Annotated in this window: 13 protein-coding genes; 9 read left to right on the forward strand and 4 right to left on the reverse strand. The window is 69.5% G+C overall.

The window, feature by feature from the left end; all coding sequences use genetic code 11:
• Window positions 1-178 precede the first annotated feature (178 nt).
• The gene (locus tag OG700_RS08150; RefSeq protein WP_405611099.1) at window positions 179-1,180 is read left to right on the forward strand and encodes a TAXI family TRAP transporter solute-binding subunit; all 1,002 of its coding nucleotides are present in this window, start codon (window positions 179-181) and stop codon (window positions 1,178-1,180) included.
• 257 nt (window positions 1,181-1,437) lie between these two features.
• On the opposite strand, the gene OG700_RS08155 is transcribed toward OG700_RS08150, so the two are convergent.
• Both OG700_RS08155 and OG700_RS08160 read right to left on the reverse strand, forming a co-directional pair.
• A complete protein-coding gene (locus OG700_RS08155) occupies window positions 1,438-2,865 on the reverse strand; it encodes an ATP-binding protein (RefSeq protein WP_405611102.1) in 1,428 nt (475 codons plus the stop codon).
• A gap of 6 nt (window positions 2,866-2,871) precedes the next feature.
• Window positions 2,872-3,585, reverse strand: coding sequence for a response regulator transcription factor (locus OG700_RS08160; RefSeq protein ID WP_405611105.1), 714 nt, complete (start codon window positions 3,583-3,585; stop codon window positions 2,872-2,874).
• Window positions 3,586-3,838: 253 nt separating this feature from the next.
• Here OG700_RS08160 and OG700_RS08165 point away from each other — a divergent pair, with 253 nt between their 5' ends.
• The 8 genes from OG700_RS08165 to OG700_RS08200 all read left to right on the forward strand — a co-directional run bounded on the left by OG700_RS08165 (window position 3,839) and on the right by OG700_RS08200 (window position 10,364).
• Window positions 3,839-4,624, forward strand: a complete 786-nt coding sequence (locus tag OG700_RS08165; protein WP_405611108.1) for an amino acid ABC transporter ATP-binding protein — start codon at window positions 3,839-3,841, stop codon at window positions 4,622-4,624.
• 38 nt (window positions 4,625-4,662) lie between these two features.
• Entirely contained in the window at window positions 4,663-5,505 is an 843-nt protein-coding gene (locus tag OG700_RS08170; RefSeq protein WP_405611111.1) for a glutamate ABC transporter substrate-binding protein, read from the forward strand.
• Between the two features lie 105 nt (window positions 5,506-5,610).
• A complete protein-coding gene (locus OG700_RS08175) occupies window positions 5,611-6,279 on the forward strand; it encodes an amino acid ABC transporter permease (RefSeq protein WP_405611114.1) in 669 nt (222 codons plus the stop codon).
• Window positions 6,276-7,205 (forward strand): amino acid ABC transporter permease, encoded by a 930-nt coding sequence (locus tag OG700_RS08180; protein ID WP_405611117.1) that lies wholly within the window; start codon window positions 6,276-6,278, stop codon window positions 7,203-7,205. Before OG700_RS08175 ends, OG700_RS08180 begins: the two co-directional genes overlap by 4 nt.
• Window positions 7,206-7,379: 174 nt before the next feature.
• On the forward strand, window positions 7,380-9,077 hold the full coding sequence (locus tag OG700_RS08185) for an FAD-dependent monooxygenase (protein ID WP_405611120.1): 1,698 nt from the start codon (window positions 7,380-7,382) through the stop codon (window positions 9,075-9,077).
• A gap of 33 nt (window positions 9,078-9,110) precedes the next feature.
• Window positions 9,111-9,197 (forward strand): putative leader peptide, encoded by an 87-nt coding sequence (locus OG700_RS08190; RefSeq protein ID WP_311605579.1) that lies wholly within the window; start codon window positions 9,111-9,113, stop codon window positions 9,195-9,197.
• Window positions 9,198-9,273: 76 nt separating this feature from the next.
• Entirely contained in the window at window positions 9,274-9,891 is a 618-nt protein-coding gene (locus OG700_RS08195) for a cysteine dioxygenase (protein WP_405611123.1), read from the forward strand.
• Between the two features lie 47 nt (window positions 9,892-9,938).
• Window positions 9,939-10,364, forward strand: coding sequence for a rhodanese-like domain-containing protein (locus tag OG700_RS08200; RefSeq protein WP_405611126.1), 426 nt, complete (start codon window positions 9,939-9,941; stop codon window positions 10,362-10,364).
• Between the two features lie 203 nt (window positions 10,365-10,567).
• On the opposite strand, the gene recX is transcribed toward OG700_RS08200, so the two are convergent.
• Together recX and recA are read right to left on the reverse strand one after the other, a co-directional pair.
• Window positions 10,568-11,149, reverse strand: coding sequence for a recombination regulator RecX (gene recX, locus OG700_RS08205; RefSeq protein ID WP_405611129.1), 582 nt, complete (start codon window positions 11,147-11,149; stop codon window positions 10,568-10,570).
• Between the two features lie 9 nt (window positions 11,150-11,158).
• Window positions 11,159-12,289, reverse strand: a complete 1,131-nt coding sequence (gene recA / locus OG700_RS08210; protein WP_405611132.1) for a recombinase RecA — start codon at window positions 12,287-12,289, stop codon at window positions 11,159-11,161.
• Window positions 12,290-12,414: the final 125 nt, after the last annotated feature.

Genomic DNA, 12,414 nt, shown 5'->3' on the forward strand with positions numbered 1-12,414 from the left:
CGGTCCCCGGACCTGCGAAGGACGTGGGACCGGGGCGCAGTCTCCGCGCCGCGGGACCCGCTGATGGCCGAGAGGATGGCTCAGAACCGTCGTTCCCGGCCATCTCCCCCGTACGGCTCGTCCGCCCCTCCCCACCCAGCCCTGGCCATGACGGCGAGTGTGCTGGCAGGATCGCCGCATGTTCCCCCTTCCGCCCCGTACGAGCCGCCGCTCCGCCTTCGTAGGAGGCGTGGCCGCTCTCGTGGTGGCCGGGCTGCTGGCGTGGTGGCTGGTGCCGCTCGGGGAGAAGACACCGAGCGGGTCCCTCAAGTTCAGTACGGGCGTGACGAGCGGTGTCTACCAGCGCTACGGGGACCTCCTCAAGGAGGATCTCGCCAAGGATCTGCCGCATGTGTCCATAGGGCTGCTGACCAGCGAGGGTTCGCAGGAGAACATCTCACGTGTGGCCACCGGGAAGGCCGACTTCACCATCGCCACGGCCGACGCGGTCGCCAAGTACCAGCGGGACGACGGGCCGGGCGCCGACCGGTTGCGGGGCGGTGCGCGGCTCTACGACGACTACGTACAGCTGATCGCCAGGAAGGACTCGGACATCAGGTCCGCGCCGGACCTGCGCGGCCAACGTGTGGGGGTGGGCCAGGAGGGTTCGGGCGTGCGGCTGATCGCCGACCGCCTGCTGGAGGCCGCCGGGCTGCATCCCACGAAGGACGTCACCGCGGTCCCGGCGGGCATCGACACCATGCCCGGCCGTCTGGAGTCGGGCGACCTCGACGCCTTCTTCTGGTCCGGCGGTCTGCCCACCGCCTCCGTACAGCAGTTGTCGGAGCGCTTCGACATACGGCTGGTGCCCCTCGACGACGCCCTCGTCGAAAAACTGCACAAGACGGCCCCGGTGGCCACCCGTTACTACCGCTCCGCGGTGATGCCGGCGGACGCGTACAAGAAGGCGCAGGACGGTACGGCGGTGCCGACGGTGGCCGTGGCGAATCTGCTGGTCACCACGGACCGGATCGACGCCGACCTGGCCGAGGGGTTCACCCGCACCGTGATCGACAGCCGTGACCGGATCGGCAAGAAGGTCCACCCGGCCCAGCTCGTGGATCTGCGGACGGCGATCTACACCGATCCGCTGCGGCTGCACGAGGGCGCGCTGCGCTACTACCGGTCGGTCAAGCCCTAGGGTCTTTCGTTTGGATCAGGCCGGATGAGGGAGCGGGGTCTGGTGCCGTGGATCGCGAGGCGGAGGAGGGAGGCATGGCGGGAGCCGTGCCTCCCCTTCCGCCGTCAACGCGGCGAGGCGCGGCACCAGGGACCGCGAGCCCGGCAAGATCCAAACGAGAGGCCCTAGGCCTGTCCGGTGGATCTTCAGGGCCCGGAACGCCGGGCTGATCCCCGAAGATCCACCGGACAGGCCCAGCGAGCGCTTGGGAGCCCTCCTCAGGAGGAGGCGGGCGACGACCTCGGGACCGTGAGCGTCACCCGCAACCCGCGCGGTTCACCGTGTTCGTACGCGATCGTCCCGCCGCCCGCCGTGAGCAGCGCCCGTGAGATGGACAGGCCGAGGCCCGATCCCTTGACGTTCTGGTGGCGGTTGCTGCGCCAGAAACGGTCGCCGATCCGGTCGATCTCGTCGTCGGACAGTCCGGGGCCCCCGTCGGTGACGGTGATGGTGGTGCGGTCGCTTCCCCCACGCGCGACTCGCACATCCACCTCGCCGCCCTCCGGTGTGAACTTCAGGGCGTTGTCCACGACGGCGTCGAGCGCGCTGGAGAGGGCGACCGGGTCCGCCCAGCCGGTGACCGCGCCGGTGCTCTCGATCAGTCGTACGCCCTTCTCCTCGGCATAAGCCCGCCACGCCGCGACGCGCTCGGACACCAGCGCCCCGACGTCGGTGAGCCGCAGATCGGCGGGGGCGTGTTCGGCGAGCGCCAGGTCCAGCAGGTCGTCGAGCACCTGCCCGAGCCGCTTGCCCTCCGTACGGACGGAGGCGATCTCCTCGTTCCCGGCGGGCAGTTCGAGGGCGAGCAGTTCGATCCGCAGCAGCAAAGCAGCAAGCGGATTGCGCAGTTGGTGCGAGGCGTCGGCGACGAACGCGCGTTGCTGTTCGAGTACGTCTTCGACGTTGTCGGCCATCTCGTTGAAGGAGTGGGCGAGCCGTCTGAGTTCCGGCGGGCCCCCGGCGGCCGCGACGCGGGATTTCATCCGGCCGGTGGCGATGTCGTGCGTGGCGGCGTCCAGGACGCGTACCGGACGCAGCACCCAGCCCGTGAGCCGGATCGCCGCGCCCACGGCGAGCAGCATGGCGGCGGCCTCGCCGGCGGCTATGTACAGCCAGCCTTCGAGGATCCGCGAACGCATCTGCCCGGTGGGCGAATCGGTCACGACGACGGCGACGACGTCCCCGTCGCGTACGACCGGCGACGCGACGATCAGGCGGCCGTGCCCCTGCCAGGGCCAGACCTGCTGGGGATCATCGCTGCGTCGCCCCAGGAGGGCCTCCTGGAAGGCCAGGCGCCCCTCCCCCGTCCGGGGCACCGTCCAGCCCTCCGGGGCCCGTGCCATGGCCTCTCCGTCGCGGTAGAAGACCCCCGCCCGGATGCCGTACACCTCGAAGTAGCGCCGCAGCTCCTCCTCCAGCATGGATCCCCGCTCGTCGGACCCGGCGCCGACGCCGGAGCCGGCGGCCCACACGTCGCCCTCGCTGACGAACTGCGCGAGCGCGGCCACGCGCGCCGTGTCGTCGATCCGGTCGACGACCACGTCCTGCTGCTGCGCCGCCGCGAGACTCACGGCGAGCGGGAAGCCGAGCGCGAGGAGCACGCCCGCCATGAGGACGATGAGCAGCGGCAGAAGTCGGGTACTCACCGGGTCCTACGGACCTTGATGGGAGGCGGGGGCGACAAGGCGGTAGCCGACGCCGCGCACGGTCTCGATCAGCGCCGGCATCCGGAGTTTGGATCGCAGGGATGCCACGTGCACTTCGAGCGTGCGGCCGGTCCCCTCCCAACTGGTGCGCCACACCTCGCTGATGATCTGTTCCCGCCGGAAGACGACGCCCGGACGCTGTGCGAGCAGAGCGAGCAGGTCGAACTCCTTACGGGTCAGCTGGACCGGGGCGTCGTCCACGGTGACGCGGCGGGTGGACAGTTCGATGGTGACCGGTCCGAGCCGCAGGGAGTCCCCGCCGCCCTGTCCGGCCTCCTCGCCGCCCACGCTGCGCCGGCTGACGGCGTGGATACGGGCGAGCAACTCCCCGGTGTCGTACGGCTTGGTCACGTAGTCGTCGGCGCCGAGGTTGAGCCCGTGGATTCGGGAGCGGACGTCGGCGCGCGCCGTCACCATGATCACCGGTGTCGCGCAGAGCTTGCGGATCTTGCCGCAGACCGCGTAGCCGTCCTGGTCGGGCAGCCCGAGGTCGAGGAGTACGACTCCGTAAGGAGACTTCGTCCCGTCGGTCACCGGGAGCAGGGCCTGAAGGGCCTCTTCGCCGCTGCGCGCGTGCGTGACCGCGAATCCGTGCCTCGTCAGTACCGCGGCGAGGGCGGCGGCGACATGGTCGTCGTCCTCGACGAGCAACAGCCTCATGGCCCCTCCTCCGTGGTGTGGCGGTCACAGTACGTACCAGGGCATCCACGCCCATGGCTGCCGCAGCAGTCAAGTCACTTCCCGTTCAGGGACAGTTTCCGTTACCCACCCGGTACGCCGAACCCGCCCTCTTCACACGGAGTGTCCGGTTGCGGCCGGATCGTTATGCTCAATTTCCCCTCAGATCTAATGACGCTGGTCGCAGTGCGTGACTAGGGTCCTCCCCAACCGAGGAGGACGGAGCAAGAAGCCGATGAGCGGAGTTTCAGTGACCAAGGACAGCGAGGACGCCGGGCCGGCGTCGGGCGACCTGGTCGTGCTGAGCAACGTCAACAAGCACTTCGGCGCGCTGCATGTGCTCCAGGACATCGATCTGACCATCGCCCGTGGCGAGGTCGTCGTCGTGATCGGACCCTCCGGGTCCGGTAAGTCCACACTGTGCCGCGCCATCAACCGTCTGGAGCCGATCGACTCCGGCAGCATTTCGCTCGACGGGAAGCCGCTGCCCGCCGAAGGCAAGGAGCTGGCCCGACTGCGCGCCGACGTCGGCATGGTCTTCCAGTCCTTCAACCTCTTCGCGCACAAGACCGTCCTGGAGAACGTCACCCTGGGGCAGATCAAGGTCCGCAAAAAGGACAAGCGGGCCGCGGACGAGTTCGCGCGAACGCTGCTCGACCGGGTCGGTGTGGCCAACCAGGCTGACAAGTACCCCGCACAGCTCTCAGGTGGCCAGCAGCAGCGCGTCGCGATCGCCCGCGCGCTGGCCATGGAGCCCAAGGTCATGCTCTTCGACGAGCCGACCTCGGCGCTCGACCCGGAGATGATCAACGAGGTGCTCGAAGTCATGCAGCAGCTCGCACGTGACGGTATGACCATGGTCGTAGTCACCCACGAGATGGGCTTCGCGCGGTCCGCCGCGAATCGGGTCGTCTTCATGGCGGACGGCCAGATCGTCGAAGAGGCGACGCCGGAGCAGTTCTTCACCAATCCTCGCAGCGACCGGGCCAAGGACTTCCTCTCGAAGATCCTGCACCACTGAGCTGCCCATAACTTTCGAGACAACGAAGGATGTTGACCATGAATCTCCGTAAAGCAGGCGCCGCTACCGCCGCCGTACTGGCCCTCTCCCTGACCGCGACCGCCTGTGGTTCCGGCGACAGCGATTCGGAGAGCGAGGGCGACGGTGGTGGCAAGAAGATCACCGTCGGTATCAAGTTCGACCAGCCCGGTATCGGGCTGAAGACCCCGGACGGTTCCTTCACCGGTTTCGATGTCGACATCGCGACGTACGTCGCCAAGGAGCTCGGCTACGAGGCGAAGGACATCGAGTGGAAGGAAACCCCGAGCGCCGACCGCGAAACCGCCCTTGAGCGCGGCGACGTGAAGTTCATCGCGGCCTCCTACTCGATCAACGACGAGCGCAAGGAGAAGGTCGACTTCGCCGGCCCGTATCTGCTCGCCCACCAGGACCTGCTGATCCGTGCCGACGACAACATCAGCAAGGGTGCGGACCTCAACGGCAAGAAGCTGTGCTCCGTGACGGGCTCGACGTCCGCGCAGAACGTGAAGGACGACTTCGCACCGAAGGCCCAGCTGAAGCAGCTCTCCACGTACTCGGAGTGCATCGACGGACTCGCCAGCGGCGCCGTCGACGCGCTGACCACCGACGACTCGATCCTCGCCGGCTACGCCTCGCAGGACCAGAACAAGGGCAAGTTCAAGCTCGCCGGCCTCAGCCTGAGCAACGAGAACTACGGCGTCGGTGTCAAGAAGGGCGACACCAAGCTGGTCGACGACATCAACGCCGCCCTGGAGAAGATGGTCTCGGACGGCGCCTGGGAGAAGGCCGTGACGGACAACTTCGGTCCGGCCGACTACAAGAACGAGCCCGCCCCGAAGATCGGCAACATCGTCAGCTGAATCAGCGGGCCGTCGGTTCGTTCGGCTCATTCGGCGCAGATGTGGCGTGCCGCCCCGTGAGGGTGGCGCGCCACGCCATCAACAAACGCGAGAGCGCGGGAGATCGTGTTCGACTTTCTTGAAGGTTACGACCTGCTCGGGGCGTTCTGGGTGACGGTGAAGCTCGCCGTCTTCTCCGGTATCGGCTCCCTCATCCTGGGCACCGTACTTGCCGCGATGCGGGTGAGCCCGGTTCCGCTGATGCGTGGATTCGGCACGGTCTACGTGAACGTGGTCCGGAACATTCCCCTCACCATCGTCATCGTCTTCGCCTCCCTCGGTCTCGCCGATGTCTTCGGTATCACTCTGGGCGCGGCCGACGACTTCGAGGTGCGGGATTTCCGGCTGGCCATTCTCGGACTGACCGCCTACACGGCCGCGTTCGTCTGTGAGGCCATCCGGTCCGGCATCAATACGGTGCCTGTCGGGCAGGCGGAGGCGGCGCGGGCCATCGGACTGAACTTCACCCAGGTCCTGTCGCTCATCGTCCTTCCGCAGGCGTTCCGCTCAGTCATCGGGCCGCTCACCAACGTGCTGATCGCCCTGACGAAGAACACGACGGTGGCCGCGGCCATCGGCGTGGCCGAAGCGGCCCTCCTGATGAAGGAGATGATCGAGAACGAGTCGCAACTCATCCTTATCTCGGCGATCTTCGCCTTCGGGTTCGTGGTCCTGACACTGCCGACCGGCCTCATCCTCGGCTGGGTCGGCAAGCGAGTGGCGGTGAAGCGATGACTTCCGTTCTGTACGACGCGCCGGGTCCCGGCGCCAAGCGGCGCAACATCATCTACTCGGTGCTCTTCGTGGTCGTCCTGGCCCTGGGCCTGTGGTGGGTCTACTCCGCCATGGAGGACAAGGGGCAGCTGGAGTGGGTGAAGTGGAGCCCCTTCACCGAGTCCCAGGCGTGGACGACGTATCTGCTGCCGGGCCTTGTCAACACCCTCAAGGCCGCGGGGCTCGCGCTCCTCATCGCGCTGCCGCTCGGAGCCCTCTTCGGCATCGCGCGGCTTTCCGACCACCGGTGGGTCAGGGTGCCGTCCAGCGTGGTCGTCGAGTTCTTCCGCGCGATCCCCGTACTGATCCTGATGGTGTTCGCGAACCAGTTCTACTCCGAGTACACCGACATCGACTCGGAGACGCGCCCGCTGTACGCGGTCGTCACCGGCCTCGTCCTGTACAACGCGTCCGTGCTGGCGGAGGTCGTCCGCGCGGGCATCCAGTCACTGCCCAAGGGGCAGACCGAGGCCGCCAAGGCGATCGGTCTGCGCAAGGGCCAGACGATGCGCACCATCCTGCTGCCGCAGTCGGTGACGGCGATGCTGCCCGCGCTGGTGAGCCAGCTCGTCGTCATCGTGAAGGACACCGCGCTCGGCGGCGCGCTGCTCAGCTTCACCGAGCTGCTCAGCGCCCGCAAGACGCTCGCCGCGAACTACGGCAACGTCATCCCTAGCTTCATCGTCGTCGCGGTGATCTTCATCCTGCTGAATCTCCTGCTCACGACGTTCGCGTCCTGGTTGGAGAAGCGGCTGCGCCGTGCCAAGAGGAGCACCGGGGCAGTCCTGACGGGGGCGAACATGGACGATCTGAGTGCTACGGGTAAGCCGATGAGCAAGACGGATCGCGCCAGCGGCCATAGCGGTGGAGGTGGCGGAGGGGGTTAGCCCCGACGGTCCCGGAGACGGGGCCGACCGACCCGACGGGGGCAGCGGCGCGCGGCGCCGCTGCCCCCGTCACTTGACGCAAGCACCCGCAGTAGGTTGCATACGTTCTGTGATCGCTCTGCGGCTTCCAACCGCCAATCGCCACCTGACCGTACGGGCCGGAGAGGTCGCGCCGTGGACCCGGTGATCGTCGTCGGCGCGGGCCCCGTGGGGCTCGCGCTCTCCCTCTGCCTCGCCACCCAGGGCGTTCCCGTCGTCGTGCTGGACGAAGGGGCGGGCAACGACGATCCGCGCCCGGCCCGTACGGCGGTCCTGCGGCCCGACACCGCCGCGCTGATGACGCGCCTCGGCTGCTCCACGCTCCGTGACGAAGGGGCCCGGTGGGTCGGTTGGCGACAACTGCGGCGCAAGCAGCAGATGCGGCAGCTGCCGCTCGGTGATACTGACGGGGTCGGTGGAGCGGGTGGGACCGGCGGTGCGGGAGTCGCCGTCGGTGACGCGGAACGGGACGACGCGGTGTTCCCGTCGCCTTTACACCTTCCCCAGCACGCCCTCACGCGCGGCCTCAGGGACGCCGTCATCCGCCACGACCTGGTGCGGCTGGTCACGAACAGCCGACTCGACTCGCTGGAGCAGGACGCCCGCGGCGTCACGGTGCACACCCGCGGCCCCGGGGCGACCTGGTGGCGCGGCAGCCATGTGGTGGGCTGCGACGGCGCCAGGTCCACCGTCCGCAAGCTCCTGGGCGTCCGTTTCCCGGGCCGTACGGCGGTGGAGCGGCACGCGGTCGCCGCGCTTAGCGTCGAACTGCCCTGGCCCGGTGAGGCCGTGCTGCACCGTCAGCCGCCGTGGCGGGGCGGCGGCCAGGAGGTGTCCGCCAGGCCGCTCAACGACGGCGTGTGGCGGCTGGACTGGCTGCTGCCCGCCCGGGGCGAGTTGGTCACGCCGGAGGCGCTGGTGGCGCGGGTACGGGACACCCTGGCCGGCTGGTGCGGCGAGACGCCGCCGTACGACCTGCTCGACACCGGCGTGTACACGCTGCACCACCGGCTCGCGCGGCGCTGGCGCGTCGGGCGGGCCTTCCTCGCCGGGGACGCCGCGCACCTGCTGGGCGCGCTGGGCACGCAGGGCCTCGACGAAGGGCTGCGGGACGCCGACAACCTGGGCTGGAAGCTGGCGCACGCCTGGCACCGCGGGGCGTCCGAGACGCTGCTCGACAGCTATCAGGCGGAACGCCGTACCGCCGTCGCCGCACGGCTGCGCGCGGCCGACCAGTCGCTGACGATACTTCGGGGCGGCGGAGGGCTGCGTACGTACCTTCCGGGTACGGCGCGCGGCCACGACACCCTGCTCGCCGACGGGCATCTGGGGCACGGGCCGCTGGGCGCGCCCCCCGCGTACCCGCACTCCCCTCTCGCGCCTCCGTACGCCGAGGCGCACACGGCGGTCGACACCCGGACGGGGGCGCCCGTCGACAACGTGCTCGTGACGGCGCCCGACGGCACGACCGTACGGCTGCGGGACCGGCTCGGCAGTGGCAACGCCCTGGTGGTGCTGGTCGCGCCGGGGACGGGCGTGTGGGACCGGCGGCACTGGCTGACCGCGGGCGTGATGCCGCGGCTCGCCGAAGCAGTCGCGGCCCTGCCGTCACCGGCGGAGCTGTTGGTCACCGAGAGCTATCCGGGAGCGTCGGCGCACTCGGTGCTGCTCGTACGGCCCGACGGGCACCTTGTCGCCGCCTTCGGCGGAGTGCGGCCCGACGAGCTGTACGCGGCGGCCGACGCCGCACGTGGGGGTGCGCCCGAGGCCTCTGCGGCACCCGACCACCCCGACCGCCCCGACCTCTCGGACCGGACCGCGAACATCAATTGACCGTCGTCGGGATCACATGGTCTACTCCGGAGCGTGACTGACACCGATGTACGCCTGTGGCGGAGGGTCCATATGGACCTGGTCCGCTACGCGGGCTGTGTGTGTCGTCCGTCCTGCTGAATTCGCCCCCTTTCTCGTAGCGCTCGTCGTGTCGGCACATGACGGCGCGCCCCCGCGAACTTCCAGGACGGTCCTCATGTCTCCCTCTCTCGACACCCCCGCGCCCGCTGCTCCGGCGTCAACCGCCGTTGCCACCCAGGGCGTTGTGCCCGTCGATGACGTCGATGCCGCGGCGCCATCGCCGGTGCCGGTGCCCTCCGGCGTACCCTCGCAGGCCGAGTTGCTCGCCTTCGTCCGGCGTACGGCGGCCGACACCGAGCTTGTCTCCACGCTCCCCCTCGATCCCGAGGGCCGCACCTGGATCCGTCTCGACGGCCCCGCCGGCAGCGAGGCGTGGATCATCAGCTGGCCGCCCGGCACCGGGACCGGCTGGCACGACCACGGTGGCTCGTACGGCGCCTTCGCCACGGCGGGCGGCGCGCTCCAGGAGGACTCGCTGGCCGCCCGGCTGCCCACCGAGGGCTGGAAGACGCTGGAGCTGGCCGAAGGGGTCGACCGGGAGCGGAAGTTGGCGTCGGGCGACGCCAGGGCGTTCGGCAGCCACCATGTGCACGAGGTGCGCAACGAGTCGGACTCGGAGCATGCCGTGTCGGTGCACGCCTACTATCCGCCGCTGCCGCTGATGCGGCGCTACAGCCGCACGGGCGCGGTGCTCCGGCTTGAGCAGGTCGAGCGTCCGCAGGAGTGGCAGTGAGCGGCGGACCGGCGGGGCGGCCCCGGCCGACTGAGCGTGGAACACCCGTGACACCTGCGGCGCCGGTGACACCCGTGGGGATCGATGAACTGCTCGACCGGGTCCGCGAAGGACTCGACCGGATCGAGGCGCGGGACGCCTTCACCGCGGCGGCGGCCGGCGCGCTGCTGGTCGACATCCGGTACGCGGAACTGCGGGATCGCGACGGAGTGATCCCCGGTGCGCTGGTCGTCGAGCGCAACGAGTTGGAGTGGCGTCTCGACCCGCAGGGCAGCCATCGGGCGGCGGAGGCCACGAGCCACGATCTGCTCGTCGTGGTGATCTGCAACGAGGGGTACGCGTCGAGTCTCGCGGCGGTCTCACTGCGCCAGTTGGGGCTGCACCGCGCGACGGACCTCGTCGGCGGCTTCCAGGCGTGGAAGGCCGAGGGGCTGCCGGTCTCGCGCGGAGCCGGTCGACCCGGCCGGGCCTGACCCGCGCCGCTCCCGATCCGGCAGGGCGCTGGCGCGAGTGTCCGTCACCCACGTCACCACGCGTCCGTACTGTCCGTCCCGGCCACCGCCCGCCGCCGGTCCGTCACCTCGATCCGATGCCCGGCCGCCCACGCGCGGGCCGGGTTTCGTTCATCGGCCCTTCGGCTGTCCTGTGCCGCCTGCTCCCCGGACCTGACCTGGCCTCAGTAGATGCCCTCGTCCAGTCCCTCCGTGTCCTCACCCTCCGCTTCCAGTGCCTGCTTGACCACCCGCAGGGCCACGCCCTGCGGATATCCCTTGCGGGCCAGCATGCCCGCGAGCCTGCGCACCCGTCTGTCGCGCTCCATGCCATGGGTGGAGCGGAGCTTGCGGGCGACCAGCTCCCGTGCGGTCGCCTCCTCCTGTTCGGAGTCGAGCTGCCCGACCGCCTCGTCGATCAGGTCGGAGTCCACACCCTTGGTGCGCAGTTCACGCGCCAGGGCGCGCCGGGCCAGGCCCCGCCCGTGGTGCCGGGACTCCACCCACGCGTCGGCGAACGCCGCGTCGTTGATCAGTCCCACGTCTTCGAAGCGGGAGAGGACTTCCGCCGCGACATCCTCGGGGATGTCGCGCTTCTCCAACGCGTCCGCCAGTTGTTTCCGGGTGTGGGCGGTCCCGGTGAGCAGGCGCAGACAGATTGCCCGCGCCCGCTCCACCGGGTCCTGGGGCGGCAGCTCCTTCTCGGCCCTCGACGAGTCGGGGCTGCCGCCCTGCCGCTCAGTTCGCCGCCTCTTCGCGTAAGGCACGGCGGCGAACTAGCTCTTTGCCGCCGCCGCCTTGGCCGACTTGGCCTTGGTGGCAGGAGCGGGCACCGTCTTCGCCACGTCGTCGGCCGGGGCACCGGCCCCACTGGCCGCGTCCGCTCCGGGCTCGGCGGTGAGTGCCTCCGGCTTGACGCCGACACCCAGCTTCTCCAGGATCTTCTTCTCGATCTCGTCGGCGAGATCGGGATTGTCCTTGAGGAAGTTGCGGGCGTTCTCCTTGCCCTGGCCGAGCTGGTCGCCCTCGTACGTGTACCAGGCGCCGGCCTTGCGGACGAAGCCCTCCTCCACGCCCATGTCGATCAGACCGCCCTCGCGGCTGATCCCTTGGCCGTAGAGGATGTCGAACTCGGCCTGCTTGAAGGGCGGCGCGACCTTGTTCTTGACGACCTTGACGCGGGTGCGGTTGCCGACGGCGTCGGTGCCGTCCTTCAACGTCTCGATACGACGGATGTCGAGCCGCACCGAGGCGTAGAACTTGAGCGCCCGGCCACCGGTCGTGGTCTCCGGCGAGCCGAACATCACGCCGATCTTCTCGCGGAGCTGGTTGATGAAGATGGCCGTGGTCTTGGACTGGTTGAGCGCACTAGTGATCTTGCGGAGCGCCTGGCTCATCAGCCGCGCCTGAAGACCCACGTGCGAGTCGCCCATCTCACCCTCGATCTCCGCACGCGGCACCAGGGCCGCGACGGAGTCGATGACGATGAGGTCGAGCGCCCCGGAGCGGACCAGCATGTCCACGATCTCCAGTGCCTGCTCGCCGTTGTCCGGCTGGGACAGCAGGAGATTGTCGATGTCGACGCCGAGCTTCTGCGCGTACTCCGGGTCGAGCGCGTGCTCGGCGTCCACGAAGGCCACCGTGCCGCCCGCCTTCTGGGCGTTCGCCACCGCGTGCAGCGTCAGTGTCGTCTTGCCGGAGGACTCCGGCCCGTACACCTCCACCACACGGCCGCGCGGGAGGCCACCCACGCCGAGCGCCACGTCGAGCGCGGTCGACCCGGTGTGGATGACCTCGATGGGCTCGTTCGGCCGCTCGCCGAGGCGCATCACCGCGCCCTTGCCGAATTGCCGTTCAATTTGGGCGAGAGCGGCGTCCAGCGCCTTCTCGCGGTCGGATCCTGCCATGGGTTCCACCCGATTTGCTTGTGTCGATCGCTTCACATCGAAGACGCTATCCCCTGCCACTGACAATGGGCCTCGACGTCCTCCCCGCCTGTGGAAAACTCCGGCTCCGGCAGACCCCGAACGGC

It is taken from the genome of Streptomyces sp. NBC_01508, assembly GCF_045040315.1.
In the GTDB taxonomy this organism is placed as follows: Bacteria; Actinomycetota; Actinomycetes; order Streptomycetales; family Streptomycetaceae; genus Streptomyces.

What these genes read in the sequence shown, in the direction of transcription:
- OG700_RS08160 (WP_405611105.1), bottom strand. Translation starts at nt 3,585, where the DNA reads ATGAGGCTGTTGCTCGTCGAGGACGACGACCATGTCGCCGCCGCCCTC.
- recA (WP_405611132.1), bottom strand. Translation starts at nt 12,289, where the DNA reads ATGGCAGGATCCGACCGCGAGAAGGCGCTGGACGCCGCTCTCGCCCAA.
- OG700_RS08170 (WP_405611111.1), top strand. Translation starts at nt 4,663, where the DNA reads ATGAATCTCCGTAAAGCAGGCGCCGCTACCGCCGCCGTACTGGCCCTC.
- OG700_RS08195 (WP_405611123.1), top strand. Translation starts at nt 9,274, where the DNA reads ATGTCTCCCTCTCTCGACACCCCCGCGCCCGCTGCTCCGGCGTCAACC.
- OG700_RS08165 (WP_405611108.1), top strand. Translation starts at nt 3,839, where the DNA reads ATGAGCGGAGTTTCAGTGACCAAGGACAGCGAGGACGCCGGGCCGGCG.
- OG700_RS08150 (WP_405611099.1), top strand. Translation starts at nt 179, where the DNA reads ATGTTCCCCCTTCCGCCCCGTACGAGCCGCCGCTCCGCCTTCGTAGGA.
- OG700_RS08180 (WP_405611117.1), top strand. Translation starts at nt 6,276, where the DNA reads ATGACTTCCGTTCTGTACGACGCGCCGGGTCCCGGCGCCAAGCGGCGC.